The sequence below is a fragment of the Kitasatospora sp. NPDC022856 genome (assembly GCF_055561235.1).
In genome coordinates this window covers 143577-159565 of record NZ_JBVHHE010000018.1, presented here as the reverse complement: position 1 = coordinate 159565, position 15989 = coordinate 143577, and the positions used below count along the sequence as shown (strand labels likewise).

14 protein-coding genes and 1 riboswitch are annotated in these 15989 nt (G+C 73.8%); of the genes, 8 read left to right on the top strand and 6 right to left on the bottom strand.

Annotation, left to right across the window (positions count from 1 at the left end; all coding sequences use genetic code 11):
- Positions 1–20: 20 nt before the first annotated feature.
- Complete coding sequence (locus ACZ34W_RS23955; RefSeq protein WP_465606893.1) at positions 21–1358, top strand: aminotransferase class I/II-fold pyridoxal phosphate-dependent enzyme; 1338 nt, start codon at positions 21–23, stop codon at positions 1356–1358.
- A gap of 200 nt (positions 1359–1558) precedes the next feature.
- The gene (locus tag ACZ34W_RS23950; RefSeq protein WP_465606891.1) at positions 1559–2755 is read left to right on the top strand and encodes a GDSL-type esterase/lipase family protein; all 1197 of its coding nucleotides are present in this window, start codon (positions 1559–1561) and stop codon (positions 2753–2755) included.
- Positions 2756–2819: 64 nt separating this feature from the next.
- Here the strand turns inward: ACZ34W_RS23950 and ACZ34W_RS23945 are convergent, their stop codons facing one another.
- Entirely contained in the window at positions 2820–4178 is a 1359-nt protein-coding gene (locus ACZ34W_RS23945; protein WP_329490892.1) for an NAD(P)/FAD-dependent oxidoreductase, read from the bottom strand.
- Between the two features lie 171 nt (positions 4179–4349).
- On the opposite strand from ACZ34W_RS23945, the gene ACZ34W_RS23940 reads away from it, so the two are divergent.
- From ACZ34W_RS23940 to purB, 4 genes are all read left to right on the top strand, one after another.
- On the top strand, positions 4350–5105 hold the full coding sequence (locus tag ACZ34W_RS23940) for a HipA family kinase (RefSeq protein ID WP_465606888.1): 756 nt from the start codon (positions 4350–4352) through the stop codon (positions 5103–5105).
- Positions 5102–5515 carry a DUF3037 domain-containing protein gene (locus tag ACZ34W_RS23935; RefSeq protein ID WP_329490894.1) on the top strand — a complete coding sequence of 138 codons (414 nt, stop codon included), beginning with the start codon at positions 5102–5104 and terminating at the stop codon, positions 5513–5515. Before ACZ34W_RS23940 ends, ACZ34W_RS23935 begins: the two co-directional genes overlap by 4 nt.
- Positions 5516–5637: 122 nt before the next feature.
- Complete coding sequence (locus tag ACZ34W_RS23930; RefSeq protein ID WP_329490895.1) at positions 5638–6093, top strand: MarR family winged helix-turn-helix transcriptional regulator; 456 nt, start codon at positions 5638–5640, stop codon at positions 6091–6093.
- A 123-nt stretch (positions 6094–6216) separates the two neighbouring features.
- The gene (purB, locus tag ACZ34W_RS23925) at positions 6217–7647 is read left to right on the top strand and encodes an adenylosuccinate lyase (protein ID WP_329490896.1); all 1431 of its coding nucleotides are present in this window, start codon (positions 6217–6219) and stop codon (positions 7645–7647) included.
- A 7-nt stretch (positions 7648–7654) separates the two neighbouring features.
- Here the strand turns inward: purB and ACZ34W_RS23920 are convergent, their stop codons facing one another.
- Positions 7655–9193 carry an MFS transporter gene (locus tag ACZ34W_RS23920; protein WP_465606885.1) on the bottom strand — a complete coding sequence of 513 codons (1539 nt, stop codon included), beginning with the start codon at positions 9191–9193 and terminating at the stop codon, positions 7655–7657.
- 310 nt (positions 9194–9503) lie between these two features.
- A riboswitch (cyclic di-AMP (ydaO/yuaA leader) is annotated at positions 9504–9664 on the top strand.
- 4 nt (positions 9665–9668) lie between these two features.
- Between ACZ34W_RS23920 and ACZ34W_RS23915 the strand changes: the two genes are divergently transcribed.
- Positions 9669–10730 (top strand): M23 family metallopeptidase, encoded by a 1062-nt coding sequence (locus ACZ34W_RS23915; protein ID WP_465606883.1) that lies wholly within the window; start codon positions 9669–9671, stop codon positions 10728–10730.
- Positions 10731–11105: 375 nt separating this feature from the next.
- On the opposite strand, the gene ACZ34W_RS23910 is transcribed toward ACZ34W_RS23915, so the two are convergent.
- Positions 11106–11825, bottom strand: a complete 720-nt coding sequence (locus tag ACZ34W_RS23910) for a DUF2470 domain-containing protein (RefSeq protein WP_329490899.1) — start codon at positions 11823–11825, stop codon at positions 11106–11108.
- 227 nt (positions 11826–12052) lie between these two features.
- Here ACZ34W_RS23910 and ACZ34W_RS23905 point away from each other — a divergent pair, with 227 nt between their 5' ends.
- Positions 12053–13267: an MFS transporter gene (locus tag ACZ34W_RS23905; protein ID WP_465606880.1), complete on the top strand. Its 1215-nt coding sequence runs from the start codon at positions 12053–12055 to the stop codon at positions 13265–13267.
- Between the two features lie 94 nt (positions 13268–13361).
- On the opposite strand, the gene ACZ34W_RS23900 is transcribed toward ACZ34W_RS23905, so the two are convergent.
- The 3 genes from ACZ34W_RS23900 to ACZ34W_RS23890 all read right to left on the bottom strand — a co-directional run bounded on the left by ACZ34W_RS23900 (position 13362) and on the right by ACZ34W_RS23890 (position 15893).
- Positions 13362–13778 (bottom strand): RidA family protein, encoded by a 417-nt coding sequence (locus ACZ34W_RS23900; RefSeq protein ID WP_329490901.1) that lies wholly within the window; start codon positions 13776–13778, stop codon positions 13362–13364.
- Between the two features lie 67 nt (positions 13779–13845).
- Positions 13846–14607 carry an IclR family transcriptional regulator gene (locus tag ACZ34W_RS23895; RefSeq protein WP_329490902.1) on the bottom strand — a complete coding sequence of 254 codons (762 nt, stop codon included), beginning with the start codon at positions 14605–14607 and terminating at the stop codon, positions 13846–13848.
- Positions 14604–15893, bottom strand: coding sequence for a sugar kinase (locus tag ACZ34W_RS23890; RefSeq protein WP_465606877.1), 1290 nt, complete (start codon positions 15891–15893; stop codon positions 14604–14606). The genes ACZ34W_RS23895 and ACZ34W_RS23890 overlap by 4 nt, the downstream gene beginning before the upstream one ends.
- Between the last annotated feature and the right edge of the window lie 96 nt (positions 15894–15989).

Below are 15989 nucleotides of genomic sequence, written 5' to 3'. Positions count from 1 at the left end.
ACTAGTGCATAATCTCTTTTGTGCTAGGAGACTATCCGATCAAGGGACGGCGCGCCAGCGAGATCGCGGCCGACGTCGAGCAGGGCGTCAGCAGCGGGCGGCTCGCGCCCGGCACCGCACTGCCCCCGCTGCGCGACCTGGCCGCCGAACTCGGCGTCAACCCCAACACCGTCGCCGCCGCCTACCGGCTGCTCCGCGACCGGGGGGTGATCGAGACCGCCGGCCGCAAGGGCAGCCGGATCCGCCCGCGGCCGGCGCTCACTCCGCGCGACCAGATCCGGGTGCCCGTCCCGCCGGACGCCCGGGACCTCTCCAACGGCAACCCCGACCCGGCGCTGCTCCCCGACCTCACCCCGGCCCTCGCCGCCGCGGCCGAGGCCGCCCGCCGCGACCCGGTGCTCTACGGTCGCCCCTCCGCCGATCCGGGGCTCCTGGCCCTCGCCGGTGCGGGCTTCCGCGCCGACGGCCTGCCCCACGCGCCGATCGCCATCAACTCCGGCTCGCTCGACACCATCGAGCGGATCCTCGCCACCCGGCTGCGCCCCGGGGACGCCGTCGCCGTCGAGGACCCGGGGTGGGGGAGCCTGATGGACCTGCTGCCCGCCCTCGGACTGCGGCCCGCTCCCGTCCGGCTGGACGACGAGGGGCCGCTGCCGGAGGCGCTCGCCGAGGCGCTGGCGGCCGGGGCCCGCGCGGTGGTCGTCACCAGCCGCGCGCAGAACCCGACCGGCGCGGTAGTCACCGCCGCCCGGGCGGCCGCGCTGCGGGCGGTGCTGGCGGGCCATCCCGGGGTGCTGCTGATCGAGGACGACCACGGCCACGGCATGGTCGACCAGCCCTTCCACTCGCTGGTCGGGGCCGGCTCCGAGCACTGGGTGGTGGTGCGCTCGGCGGCCAAGGCCTACGGGCCGGACCTGCGGCTCTCCTTCGCGGTCGGGGACGCCGACACCATCGGCCGGGTGCAGGGCCGTCAGCGGCTCGGGGCCGGCTGGGTCAGCCATCTGCTGCAGGGCACGGTCGCCGAGCTGTGGCGCACCGACGCGGCGCCGGCCGCGCGGGTGGCCGCCGCCTACCGGGCGCGCCGGGACGCCCTGCGGGGGGAGCTGGCCGCCCGTGGCATCGAGGCGCACGGCGCGAGCGGGCTGAACGTCTGGGTGCCCGTCCCGGACGAGACCGGCGCGCTCGCCGCGCTGGTGCAGCGCGGCTGGGTCGTGGCGCCGGGCGCGCGGTTCCGCCTGCAGTCCGCGCCGGGGCTGCGGATCACCGTCGCCCGGCTCGATCCGGCCGAGGCACGGCGGCTGGCCGACGATCTGGCGGCCGTGCTCGGAGCGGACGGTGCCGGTTCGCGACTGATCTGAACCGGTCGGCAACAGGCCGGGAATCCTGTGCACGACCGATCTGAACCGGTCGGTAACAGAGTGAGAAACCTGGTGCAGATACCTAGCGGTAACAAGCGCGAGCATGTCATCTTCATCGCGCCACCGGCCGGCGGCCCACCCTCACCTCCGCGTCTCCCCGCCCCCACCGTGCGGACGAGACCGACCGCAGGAGTTCCGCCGTGCCCGAAAACCGTTCGAGCATCACTCGCAGAACCACCCGCCTCACCCGGCGGCTGCTCGCCGCCGCCCTCGCCCTGCCGCTCGGCGCGGCCGGCCTGGTCGCCGGCGCCGCCGCACCGGCCGCGGCCGCCGGCGCGGTGCCGGCCGGGCCCACCGCCAGCGTCACCCTGGGGGACAGCTACATCTCCGGCGAGGCCGGCCGCTGGAAGGGCAACTCGGTCGTCACCGGCGGAAGCCGGTCCGGTACCGACCGGGCCTGGACCGGCAGCGCCTACGACCCGAGCGGGGTCTACGGCGCGACGTATGCCAGCGGGTGCGACCGCTCGGACGTCGCCGAGGTGCGCAGCGCCCCGACCGTGACCCAGACCCAGCTGAACCTGGCCTGCTCGGGGGCCGTCGCCGCCAATGTCTTCCGGGCCGCCAACGGCGGCCAGTCCTTCAAGGGCGAGGCGCCGCAGGCCGACCAGCTCGCCTCCGTGGCGCGGCAGTACAACGTCAAGCTGATCACGCTCTCGATCGGCGGGAACGACCTCGGCTTCGCCGACGTGATCCAGAGCTGCGTCACGGACTACCTCGTCTGGTACTCCTACTGCCACGACGACCAGCAGAACGAGATCGACTCCCGGATGCCCGGCGCGATGGCGGGGGTCGGCAAGGCGCTGGACGAGATCCGGACCGTGATGGCCGGTGCGGGCTACGCGACCGGGGACTACCGGGTCGTGCTGCAGTCCTACCCCTCGCCGATCCCGCGCGGCGCCGAGATGCGCTACCCGGAGAGCGGCTGGAGCCGGTCCGACACCGGCGGCTGTCCGTTCTGGAACGGCGACGCGGACTGGGCCCGGGACTCGCTGGTGCCGCAGATCTCGCGGGCGCTGGCCGGGGTCGCCGCCGCGAAGGGGGCGCAGTTCCTGGACCTGGCGGACATGCTGCAGGGGCGCGAGGTCTGCTCCAAGGCCACCAAGCAGGCGAGTTCGAGCAGCGCGCCGTCCGCCACCACGAGTGAGTGGGCGCGGTTCGTCGACGGCGGGCTCAGCGCCTCGCAGGGCACGATCCAGGAGTCGATGCACCCGAACTACTACGGCCAGCAGGCCCTCGGGCAGTGCCTGACCCTGCTGTACGCGCGGCCGACCGGCAACTACGGCTGCCGCAACACGGCCGGCAAGGACGCGAGCGGGATGTACCTCACCGCGCGGTAGCGCGCGGCGCGGCCGGTCCCCGTCCCCGGGCCCGAGTGGGGGAACGGGGACCGGCCGCGGCGGGTCAGCCCTTGGCGAGCAGCGCCTCGGCGTGCGCGCGCACCTGGTCCTTCGTCAGATAGGCGTCGGTGTACTCGAAGTCCCGCAGCCGGGCGGGCTGGCGGGCCAGGAAGCCGGTCCGGACGAAGTCGTCGCCGGCGGTGGCGTTGAGCAGCCAGTTGGCGCCGACCCGGAACTTCGCCACGTTGGTGCGCATCGCCATCAGGTGGTAGCCGCGGGCGACCACCTGGGCGGGGACGCCGCGCAGTTCGACGCCGACCGGCTTGGAGACCGCGTCCTTGCCGCCGAGGTCCACCACCAGGCCCAGGTCCTTGTGGTAGTAGGGCTCCAGCGGCTGGTTGCGCAGTGCGGCGATCACGTTGTTGGCCACCGCCCGGCCCTGGCGGGCGGAGTGCTGGGCGGTGGGCGGGCAGACCGCGCCGTCGCCCTTCGCGAGGTCCGGGACGGCGGCGGCGTCGCCGAGTGCGAAGACGCCCTCGAACTGCGGAACCCGCATCTCCGCGGTGACCGCGATCCGGCCGCGGACCGTCTCGGCGTCCAGGGTGCCGATCAGCGGGCTGGCCGCGACGCCGGCCGTCCAGATCAGCGTCCGGCAGGGGAGCACCCGGCCGTCGGTGAACTTGACCGACTCGGCGCCCACTTCGGCCACCGAGACGCCCAGCGAGACCTCGATGCCGCGCTCGCGCAGCACCTCCAGGGCGGCGACGCCGAGGGCGTCGCCGAGCTCCGGCATCAGCTTCGGGGCGATGTCGATCAGGTGCCACTTGATCTGCCGGGCGTCCAGCCGCGGGTAGCGCCGGGCGGCCGCGGTGGTCAGCCGCTGGAGGCAGGCGGCGGTCTCGGTGCCTGCGTAGCCGCCGCCGACCACCACGAACTGGAGCCGGGACTCGCGCTCCCGCTGGTCCAGGGTGGCGGAGGCGAGGTCGAGTTGGGCGATGACGTGGTCGCGGACGTAGGTCGCCTCGGCGAGCGTCTTCATGCCGCGCGCGTAGTCGGTCAGGCCCGGGATGTCGAAGGTGCGGGTCACGCTGCCGGGCGCGAGCACCAGGTAGTCGTACTTCTGCGCGACCACCTCGTCGGTGATCTTGCGGACCACGCAGACCTTGGAACGCGGGTCGACGCCGATCGCGCCGCCGGGGACGATGTGGGTGCGGCGCAGCGTCCGGCGGAGCGAGACCGCGACCGACTGCGGGGTCAGCACCCCGGCCGCCACGTGCGGGAGCAGCGGCAGATAGAGCTGATAGCTGAACGGCGTGACCAGCGAGATCTCCGCCTCCGAGGGCGTGAGCTTGCGTTCGAGCCGGCGAGCGCACTCCAGTCCGGCGAAGCCACCGCCCACGATCAGGATCCGAGCTCGTTCCATCGTTCATCCCTTACAGTGCAGTTCGTACCGTGCAAGGTCCCCACTACTCTGAGCCACACTCGCACGGCGGAGCGGGCGCTGCCACCGGACGGCGCGGATGGCGCAGGCCCGCGCCGGGCGGAGACGGCACGCGGCGCCCGGTCCGCGCATATGCCCGATAGGCTGTCCGGCGTGCTCCCCGAGGTGACGGCGGTCCGTTATGTGACGCCACTGCGAGAAGGCGGCTCGATGCCGGGCCTGGTCGAGGCCGACGACCGGCGGCTGTACGCCCTGAAATGGGTCGGCGCCGCGCAGGGCCGCAAAGCGCTGGTGGCGGAGGTGCTGGCCGGTGAGCTGGGCCGCCGGCTCGGCCTGCCGGTACCGGAGTTGGTCACGGTGGACCTCGACCCGGTGCTGGCCCGCAGCGAGCCGGACCCGCAGATCCAGGACCAGATGCGGGCCAGTGGCGGCCGCAACCTCGGGATGGCCTTCGTCAGCGGGGCGCTCAACTTCGACCCGCTCTGCTTCGAGGTGGACGCCGGGCTGGCCGGGCAGGTGCTCTGGTTCGACGCCCTGATCGGCAACGTCGACCGCTCGTGGCGCAACCCCAACCTGCTGGTGGCCACCGGCGGGCTGCGGCTGATCGACCACGGCGCCAGCCTGATCTTCCATCACCACTGGGCGGGCGCGGCCGGCTGGATCCGCCGCCCGTACGACGCCTCCGACCACGCGCTGTTGCGCGCGGAGCCCGATCTGGTGGCCGCGGACAAGGTGCTCGCGCCGCTCGCCGAGGCGGCGGTGGAGGCGGCGGTGGCGCAGATCCCGGACGTCTGGCTGGTGGACGAGCCGGGCTTCGACTCGCCCGAGGCGGTGCGCGCCGCGTACCGCTCCCAGCTGACCGGGCGACTGGCCGGTCCGCGTGACTGGCTGCCGGAGGTCTCCGCATGAGCGAGTCCGTGACGCCGGCCCCGCCGGCCGTCGAGCTGCACGACTACGAGTACGCGGTGATCCGGGCGGTGCCCCGGGTCGAGCGCGGCGAGTGCGTCAACGTCGGGGTGCTGCTGTACTGCCGGCAGAGTGCGCACCTGGGCGCGCGGACCCATCTGGACCAGGCCCGGCTGCTGGCGCTCGACCCGGTGGCGGACGTCGCCGGGGTGCGGCGGGCGTTGCACGGGATCGAGGCGGTCTGCGCGGGCGGGCCCGCGGCCGGTCCGGCGGCGGGCGACAGTCCGGGGCAGCGGTTCCGCTGGCTGACGGCGCCGCGCAGTGCCATCGTCCAGCCGGGACCGGTGCACACCGGGCTGACCGGTGACCCGGAGGCCGAGCTGCGGCGGCTCTTCGACCAGCTGGTGCTCTGAGGGCGACCGGTCGGGTGCCCGGGGGCCGTCCGGGGGCCCTTCCGGGGCCGAGCGGTTGACCTGCGGACTTTTGCCCCGGTCAAAGCTTGAGTTGGTGAAGCACTCGGTCGTACGCTGGCCCCATGGGTTCGACAGCGACGACGACCGTACCGACCAACGCCGAGTTGATGGAGGCGTTGGCCGCCGTCGGCGCCGCCTACTTCCAGGACTTCGCGGGAGCCGCGGCCCGGCACGGTCTCTCCTCCTCCCAGGCGAAGGCGCTCGGTGCGGTGCAGGAGCCGGTACCGATGCGCGCGCTGGCCGGCCGGCTGGGCTGCGACGCCTCCAACGTGACGGGGATCGTCGACCGGCTGGAGTCGCTCGGCCTGGCCAACCGCGAGGCGGCGGCCGGGGACCGGCGGGTCAAGATCGTGGTGATCACCGAGCAGGGCCGCGAGATCCTCGGGCTGATCCGCGGCGAGATGAGCCGTACCCACCAGGCCTTCGAGGCGATGACGGACGAGCAGCGGATCTCGCTGCACTCGATCTGCGCGCAGGTGCTGCCGGTCCTCGCCGGGCGCTCGCCCGGCACGGTGTAGCGGTTCGGCGGCACAGCGGCACAGCGGCACAGCGGTACGGCGATCGGCCGGGGCGGGCGCGGGAGGCGGCAGCGCCCGGTCCGCCGCCGCTCGCGCTGACCTCGGCTGTTAGGCTTGCGAAGCGTGAGCGCGAAGCCCCAGATCCCCAATGTCCTGGCCTCCCGGTACGCCTCGGCGACCCTGGCCCAGCTGTGGTCCCCCGAGCACAAGGTGGTCCTTGAGCGCCACCTGTGGCTCGCCGTCCTGAAGGCCCAGCAGGACCTCGGCGTGGAGGTGCCCGCGGGCGCCGTCGCCGACTACGAGCGGGTGATCGACCAGGTCGACCTCGGTTCGATCGCCGCCCGCGAGCGGGTCACCCGGCACGACGTGAAGGCGCGGATCGAGGAGTTCAGCGACCTCGCCGGCCACGAGCAGATCCACAAGGGCATGACCTCCCGGGACCTGACCGAGAACGTCGAGCAGCTGCAGATCCGCCAGTCGCTGGAGCACGTCCGCGACCGCACGGTCGCCGTGCTGGTCCGCCTGGGCCGGCTCGCCGCCCAGCACTCCGAGCTGGTCATGGCCGGCCGGTCGCACAACGTCGCCGCGCAGGCCACCACCCTGGGCAAGCGCTTCGCGACCGTCGCCGACGAGGTGCTGGTCGCCTTCCGCCGGCTGGAGGAGCTGATCGCCCGCTACCCGCTGCGCGGGATCAAGGGCCCGGTCGGCACCGCCCAGGACATGCTGGACCTGCTCGGCGGCGACACCGACAAGCTCGCCGAGCTGGAGCGCCGGGTGGCCGGTCACCTCGGCTTCGACCACGTGCTGACCAGCGTCGGCCAGGTCTACCCGCGCTCGCTGGACTTCGAGGTGCTCACCGCCCTCGTCCAGCTCTCGGCCGGGCCGTCCAGCCTGGCCAAGACGATCCGCCTGATGGCCGGCCACGAGCTGGTCACCGAGGGGTTCAAGGAGGGCCAGGTCGGTTCTTCCGCGATGCCGCACAAGATGAACACCCGCTCCTGCGAGCGCGTCAACGGCCTGGCCGTCATCCTGCGCGGGTACGCCTCGATGACCGCCGAGCTGGGCGGCGACCAGTGGAACGAGGGCGACGTCTCCTGCTCGGTGGTCCGCCGGGTCGCGCTGCCGGACGCCTTCTTCGCCTTCGACGGCCTGCTGGAGACCTTCCTGACCGTCCTCGACGAGTTCGGCGCCTTCCCCGCCGTGATCGAGGCCGAGCTGGACCGCTACCTGCCGTTCCTGGCCACCACCAAGGTGCTGATGGGCGCGGTGCGGGCGGGCGTCGGCCGGGAGACCGGGCACGAGGTCATCAAGGAGCACGCCGTCGCCTCGGCGCTGGCGATGCGGGCCGGCGCGCGGGAGAACGAGCTGCTGGACCGTCTGGCGGCGGACGCGCGGATCCCGCTGGACCGGGCCGGGCTGGACGCGCTGCTGGCCGACCGGCTCTCCTTCACCGGCGCGGCCGGTGCCCAGGTCGCCGAGGTGGTCCGCCAGGTCGAGGCCGTCGCGGCCGCCTACCCCGACGCCGCCAAGTACGCCCCGGGCGACATCCTCTGACGTTGCCTCAGGTCTTCGTGGGCCCCGCCGCCGATCCGGTGGCGGGGCCTTCGCCGTGTCCGGCGGCGGCATGGCCCGGATCCAGCGGAGGGGCGGTGCCGCAGGCGTAGGTGCAGTCCGGCTCGGCGACCGGGTGGTCCTCGGGGGCCAGCACATTGCCCCGGACGGTGGTGAACGCCGTCACCGCGCCGGTGACCAGCAGCCCTGCGCAGATCAGCATCGCGGTCCGGAAGGCGGAGTCCACCGCGGCCGGTACCCGGTAGGCCTCGCCGCTGAGCCCGGCCAGCGCCGGCAGGGCGGCCACCGCGAGCAGCCCGGCCGCGCGGGCGGCGGCGTTGTTGACGCCGCTGGCGATCCCGGCATGCCGGACCTCCACCGCCGCGAGCACCGTCGCGGTCAGCGGCGCGACCAGCAGGACCATCCCGCAGCCCATCACGGTGGCGGCCGGCAGCACGTCCGTCCAGTACGAGGCGTCGGAGCCGATCCGCAGCATCAGCAGGACCCCCGTCGCGCAGAGCAGCGGCCCCACGGTGAGCGGGAGGCGCGGGCCGATCCGCTTGCCGAGCCGGCCGGCCCGGGCGGACAGCGCGAGCATCAGCACGGTGATCGGCAGCAGGGCGAGCCCGGAGACCAGTGGGGAGAAGCCGGAGACGATCTGCAGCTGGACGACCAGGAGGAAGAAGACGCCGCTGAACGCCGCGTAGACGCAGAGGGTGACCAGGTTCACCGCGGTGAACAGGCGGGAGGAGAAGAGGCCGAGCGGCAGCATCGGCTCCGGGACGCGGCGTTCGACCACCACGAAGGCCGCGCCCAGCAGCAGGCCGGCCGCGCCGGACACCCACACCACGGCCGAGAGCCCGTCGCCCGCCGCGGTCAGCGCGTAGGTGACCGAGCCCAGCGCGAGCGCGGCCAGCGCCGCGCCGAGGACGTCGAACCGGCCGGTCGCGCTCTCGTCCCGGCTCTCCGGGACGTGCCGGGAGGCCACCGCGACCACCAGGGCGGCGAGCGGGACGTTCAACAGGAAGATCCACCGCCAGCCGGGGCCGTCCACCAGCCAGCCGCCGAGGAACGGGCCGATCGCGGCGGACACCCCGCCGAGGCCGGACCAGAGGCCGACCGCCGCCGAGCGGTCGTCAGGGTGGAACACCGCCTGGAGCATCGCCAGCGAGCCGGGGGTCAGCAGCGCCCCGCCGACGCCCTGCACCGCGCGGGCGGCGACCAGTACCTCGATGGTGGGGGCCGCGGCGCAGGCCGCCGAGGCGGCGGCGAACCAGAGCACGCCGATCAGGAAGACGCGGCGCCGGCCGTAGCGGTCACCGAGCGCGCCGCCGAGCAGGATCAGGCCGGCCAGGGTGAGCAGATAGGCGTTGAGCGTCCATTGCAGGGCGGCGAGCGGAGCGCCGAGATCGGTGCCGATCCGGGGCAGTGCGACGTTGACGACGGTGCCGTCGAGCATCGCCATGCTGGAGCCGAGCACCGTCGCCAGTAGTACCCAGCGGCCCTGCGCGGTGCCCAGGCGCAGGGTGCCGGCCTCGGAGGTGGCCACCGCCTGATCCTGCGCTCCGGGACGCGACGTGACAAGGGTCACCGGGGGTGTGTCGGCGGATGGCTTTCCGTAGGTGATCGTATGCGTACGGACACCGAAATCGGCGGAGCGTCGTGGATCAGTGGCACGCGGTGAATCGATTGTGCACATACTGTGCAGCCGATCATTCGGAGTGTCACGGCCTTCCCGGGAGTGGTTGTCGATTCAAGAGATCGACATTGCTTCGCCCGGGCGGATGAGTTTTAGTTCAGCGACCGCCCGGCATTGGACCGGGTGGCCACCGGGTGGAACGCCTAGTCCTGCCGCTGCCCGGTGGTACGAACCGAACTCTGTACGGCAGGAGCGGGGGACCCAAAGGTAAGTCGCCGGACCGGAATTCACGGTCCGGCTTGGGGTGAAGCCGCGCTATGCGGCCGGGCAACTCCAGCCCGAACCCGACAGCTCACCTCGCAGGCGTCGGAGAGGACAGTTCGCCATGCCCGCACAGGCTCGTCGTATCACCCTGCCCCGCGCCGCCCGCATCGGCATCGCCACCGCCGTGACCGGCGCCGCTTTCGCCCTCCCGCTGGTGACCACCATCAGCGCCCAGGCCCACACCGCCCCGGCCGCCAAGCCCGCGCAGACCTCCACCTGGACCGGCGCCACCAGCGTCGACGCCGCGCCGGCCGCTGCCGCCAAGCCGGCCGCCGAGGCCGCCAAGCCGGCCGCCGCGCCGGCCGAGGAGAGCTACAAGGTCGTCGGCGGGGACACCCTGTCGAAGATCGCCGACGCCAAGCAGGTCGAGGGTGGCTGGAAGGCCCTCTACGACCACAACCGCTCGGTCGTCGGCGCCAACCCGAACCTCATCTTCCCGGGTCAGCAGCTCGCGCTGGGTGCCAAGGCCGCCGCCGCTCCGGCCGCCGCCGAGGCCGCCAAGCCCGCCGCCCCGGCCGCCAAGCCGCAGGTCTCGCAGGACGCGCAGAAGCCGGCCGCCCAGCACGCCGCCCCGAAGCCGGTCCAGGCCGCCAAGCCCGCCGAGGCCCCGGCCGCCAAGCCGGCCGCCCCCGCCGCGAAGCCGGCCGCTCCGGCCGCTCCCGCGGCGCCGGCCGCTCCGGCCGCTCCCGCGGCGCCGGCCGCCGCGGCCAGCACCTCGGGCTTCGTCGCCCCCCTCGCCAACCCGAAGCTCGGCACCGCCTACGGCGTGGCCGGCTCGATGTGGGCCTCCGGTCACCACACCGGTGCCGACTTCGTCGCCTCCACCGGCACCCCGCTGCGCGCCGTCGGCGCCGGCACCGTGGTGAAGGCCGGCAACGGCGGCGCCTACGGCAACGAGGTCGAGATCAAGCTCGCCGACGGCCACTACGCCGAGTACGCGCACCTGTCCTCGATCGGTGTGAAGATCGGTCAGACCGTCACCGCCGGCCAGCAGATCGGCCTCTCGGGTGCCACCGGCAACGTGACCGGCCCGCACCTGCACTTCGAGATCCGCACCGGCTCGGAGTACGGCTCGGACATCGACCCGATCGCCTACCTGCGGGCGCACGGCGTCTCCCTCTGACCTGAGGTCGGACTTCCGCTGGGTGCGGGGCGTACGACCGCCCGGGATGGTCATGTCGGGTGACCGCTCGACCGGATGATCGCCGCACCGTCAGCGGATCATGGGCGCGGGACACGCCCTGGCCGGCCCGGCTCGCGAATTTCCTTCGCGAGCCGGGCCGGCCTTTTTCGTGCCCTTCTGACAGGCAGGTGCCCCCCCGCGAGCAGGGTTTCCGTCCGGCGTTTCCGAGTGGTCGGTTCCGTCGTGCGGAAGGCCTTTCCGGAAGGCCTTCCTGGGGGGCCTTCCGGGATATTCCGACGGCCCGTCGGCGGTCGGACGGGCCGTCAATTCTCGGTCGGCGGTCGCGGTGAAAGGAATGGGCCGCCCCGGCGGGGGTCAGGACCGGTGGGCGGGCAGGTCGCTGTTGGCGGCGGTCAGCAGCTGGTGCACGCGGTGGCCGAACTCGTCCGCGTCGCGGGCCGGCTCGGGGAAGACCAGGCGGACGTCGCGGTGGCCGTAGGGGTGGTCCAGACGGAGCACCAGGCCGTGCCGGTCGAGGGCCAGCGGGCGGACGTCGGGGTGTCCGACGAGCAACTCGCGGTCCAGCAGCCGGGTGAGCAGGGCGAGGGCGTCCGGGTGGTCGTCGGCGAGGTGGGTGAGCATCGCCGCCTCGAAGCGCGCCAGCGGGTCGGGCGCGGCCAGGGCGAGGTCGGCGCCGGTGAGGGCGGTGGTGCCGTACGGGGTGGAGAGGACGGCGTGTGCGACGTCCAGCCGCAGGTGGACGCTGAGGCCGTCGTCGGCGAGGTGGGCGAGGTGCAGCCGGCCGGCCAGGGTGAGACGGCCGCGGACGCGGTCGCGGACGGCGACCGGGGCGATGTCGGTGAGGTCCAGGACGACGGCCAGGCCGTCCTGCTCGCGGGTCACGGCGAGGGTGAGCGGCGAGTCGAGCGGTGCGCCCAGGCGCAGCCGGGAGCCGTGCACCGAGACCGGGGTGTCCAGGTCGTGGTACTCGCCGCAGGCCCGGATCACCACGGAGGAGGTGGCGCTGAGCAGGCTGCAGACCCGTTCGGCGGCGGTGGGTTCGGGCGCCTCGACGTCGACGGGGCTGGGGCTCATGACGACCTCCGTTGATTAGGTGAGGCTAACCTAATCACTTCGCCGAGGGAGGGCAAGGCGTGCGCGGGTGGTTCGCGGGTCGCGATGGAGGGTGCGTGGGTCCAATGGATTGCAGATGGAGATAGCGAGCGCTTGCAAGTATCTGGCATTCGGTCGTATTGTCGACGCTGGTAGTTGCACGCGCAATCTTCTGCACGCTTCTGTACGCTCTGGAAAGCGGTCCCCTCATGCCCCTCGCGCTCCTGGCGCTGGCGATCAGCGCCTTCGGCATCGGCACCACCGAGTTCGTGATCATGGGCCTGCTGCCCGAGGTCGCCGGCGACTTCTCGGTGTCCATCCCCACCGCCGGCCTGCTCATCTCCGGCTACGCACTCGGTGTCGTGATCGGCGGCCCGCTGCTCACCGTCCTCGGCACCCGGATCCCCCGCAAGGGGATGCTGCTGATGCTGATGGGCCTGTTCATCGCCGGCAACCTGGTCTCCGCCGTCGCGCCCGCCTTCGGTCCGCTGCTGGTCGGCCGGGTGCTCGCGGCCTTCGCGCACGGCGCCTTCTTCGGCATCGGCTCGGTGGTCGCCGCCGACCTCGTCGCCCCGCACAAGCGGGCCGGCGCCATCGCCCTGATGTTCACCGGGCTCACCGCCGCCAACGTGCTCGGCGTGCCGATGGGCACCCTGCTCGGCCAGCACTTCGGCTGGCGCTCCACCTTCTTCGTGGTCGCGGCGCTCGGCGCGATCGGCTTCGCCGGCATCGCGGCCCTGGTACCCGTCCAGCCGCGCGCCGAGGACACCCGGCTCGGCCCGGAGCTGGCCGTCTTCCGCAAGCCGCAGATCTGGCTCGCGCTGAGCATGACGGTGCTCGGCTGGGGCGGCATCTTCGCGATGTTCACCTACATCACGCCGATGATGACCGAGATGGCGGGCTTCGCCCCCTCCAGCGTGACCTGGCTGCTCTTCCTGTTCGGCGTCGGCCTGTTCGTCGGCAACCTGCTCGGCGGCTGGTTCGCCGACCGCGCGCTGATGCGGAGCCTGTACGTGATCCTGGCGGTGCTGGCGGTGCTGCTCTTCGCCTTCACCCTCGCCTCGCACAGCAGGGTCGGTGCGATCGTCGCCATTCCGCTGATCGGCGTGTTCGGCTTCGCGACCGTCGCACCGCTGCAGAAGCGGGTGATGGACCAGGCCGCCGGCGCGCCCACGCTGGCCTCGGCCGCCAACATCGCGGCCTTCAACCTGGGCAACGCGCTCGCCGCCTGGCTCGGCGGGCTGGTCATCTCGTCCGGGCTCGGCTACGACGCGCCGAACTGGGTGGGCGGGCTGATGGCCGCCGCCGCCCTGGGGGTCGCGCTGCTCTCCGGCGCGCTGGAGCGGCGGGGGGCCGGCGCCGGTGGCAGGGTCGTGGCGCGCGGTGGAGCGGCCGCCGAGGAGGCGGTAGTCGCCGGGCGGTGAGCGCGGAACGCGCGGGGCCCGGACGCTCGTCCGGGCCCCGCGCGTCGTGTCGAGGCGGGTCAGCCGATCACGGCCTGTGCGTCTCGGTGGCCGGTCAGCCGATCACGGCCTGTGCGTCGATCTCGACCAGCATCGGCTCCTGCGGCAGCTCGACGAAGATCGTGGTGCGGCAGGGCTTCACGCCGCCCGGCGCGATGTTCTCCTCGATGAACGCGGCGTAGACCTCGTTCATCAGCGGGAAGTCGGCCCGCTTGGTCAGGTAGACGCGGAACATCACCACGTCCTCGATGGTGGCGCCGCCGGCCTCCACGATCGCCTTGACGTTCTCCAGCGTGCGGCGGGTCTGCGCCTTCACGTCGCCGTGGTGCAGGTACTCGCCGGTGGCCGGGTCCTGCGGGCCCTGGCCGGAGACCTGGAGGATGGGGCCCTTGCGGACGCCCTGGGAGAACATCCAGGCCGGGGCGGGGGCGCCGTCGGTGCGGATCTCGGTCTTGTCGCTCTGGTCGCTCATGGGCTTCCTCGGTTGGTGGTGGCGGGTCGGCTGGTCCGGGGCCGGCGGGGCCGGCCGGTTCGGCGGGTCAGCCGGTCTGGGGAGCCTGGGGGTTCTGCCCGCAGTCGGCGGAGACGGCGCGGGCGGTGGCGAGCAGCTGGGGCAGCAGCTCCAGCACCTGTTCGTAGGGGAGGACGACGTCGGGGACGGAGATGGAGGCGGCGGCGACGACGCGCCCGCTGGCGTCCCGGATCGGCGCCGCCACGCAGTTGATGAAGGCCTCGTGCTCGGCGTGGTCCTGCGCCCAGCCCTGGGCCGCGACCTTCTCCAGCTCGGCGAGCAGCGCCTCGGGAGTGGTCAGGGTGCGGGCGGTGTGCGGGGTGAAGTCGATGCCGGCCACCACCCGGCGCCGCTCGGGCACCGGCAGGTCGGCGAGCAGCACCTTGGAGACGGCGGCGCTGTGCAGGGCCGCCCGCAGGCCGATCCGCGAGTACATCCTGACCGGGTGGCGCGAGTCGTACTTGTCGATGTAGACGACCTCCCCGCCCTCGTACGCGGCCAGGTGCACGGTCTGGCCGGTGGCGGCGTTCAGCTCGGCCAGGTGCGGCGCGGCGATCCGGCGGACGCCGCGCTGCTCCAGGGCGAGGCCGGAGAGGGCGAAGAGGCCGGCACCGAGGTGGTAGCGGTAGGCCGGGTCGCGGTAGACGAATCGTTCCTCTTCGAGGCTCTGGAGCAGCCGCAGCACCGTGGTCTTGTGCACGCCGAGCACCTCGGCGAGCTGGTCCAGCGAGCGCTCGCCCTCGCCGAGCTCGGCGAGGATGCGCAGGGCGCGGGTGACGGTCTGGCTCATCGTGCTCCAAGGGCCGGGGAGGCGGCCGGTCGAGGGTCGGTGACACCGCCCCCGGTCACCGGCGCCGCCGTCGCGGACGGGACCGGCCGGGGCGGCGCCGCCGCGGGCAGTACGGGGGACACGATGCCATCCGCGGAGACCCGGGTGGCGGCCCACTCCCGGGGGGAGGCGTTCAGCAGTGCGGCGACCACCGGCTCGGGCGGCAGTTCGGCCTGGTCCCCTTGGGCGGTCAGCGCGCAGGCGGCGCTGAGGTGGCCGAGCCGCAGCCGGCGGCGCTGGTCCAGGCCGCGGACGGTGGCCGCGAGGTAGCCGGCCGCGAAGGCGTCGCCCGCGCCGGTGGCCTCGACCACCTCGACGGCGAGGGCCGGTTCGGTGACGGCCGCGCCGTCCCGCTCCAGCGCGGTGACCGTCCGGGCGGCGTCCTTGACCACCACGGTGGCGGGGGAGGGGAACCGGCGGCGCAGCGCCAGCGGGTCGCCGGTGCCGAAGGCGGCCTCGCCCTCGTCGGCGCCGAGCAGCAGCAGATCGGCGGCGTCCAGCAGCGGGGGGAGGACGGCCGGGTCGCGGTCCAGCCAGAGCGCGGGGCGCCAGTTCAGGTCGAAGCTGGTCAGCCGGCCGGGGCGGCGGTCGGCGAGCAGGGCGCGCAGCAGGGCCAGGCAGTCGTCGGACAGGGCAGCGGTGATGCCGGACAGGTGCAGCAACCGGGCACCGGCGAGCAGGCGGACGGCGGCCGGGTCGTCCAACAGGGCGGGCGAGAGCGCGGCGGCGGCCGAGCCGCGCCGGTGGTAGTGCAGCCGGCTGCGCCCGGGACCGAGGTCGTGCCGGGCACCGGTGGAGCCGCCGACCTCCTTGAGGTAGAGGCCGGTCGGGCGGTGCGGGTCGACGGCGACCGCCGAGACGTCCACCCCGCGGGCGGCGACCTCGCCGACCAGGCGGCGGCCGAAGCCGTCGTCGCCCACCCGGCTGATCCAGGCGCTCGACACGCCGAGCGCCGCCAGGGCGCCCGCCACGTTGGACTCGGCGCCGCCGACCGAGAGGTGGAAGTTCTCCACCGCCTCCAGCGGGCCCGGCCGGTCCGGCAGCAGGACAGCCATCGACTCGCCCACGCAGACCGCCGTCGGGGTCCCGGGCGTCGGGCGCGCCGCCGCTTGGCCGTGGGCCACCGGGCCGTCGTGCGCCGAAGGTCCGCCCGGTGCCGCCGTCGGGCCCGGCTCCGCCCGGCCGGCCGCCGTCGGGCTGTCGAGCGGAGGGGTGCCCGAGCTCACGGCGGCGTCCTGTCGGGGCATCTGGTGGGCTCCTCGTGTGCTGCGGCTGACCGTTTCCGTTGACCTTCGTCCGGCGCCGATGCTAGAACCGTGATGCCAGCATGTGCAACCCTCGTT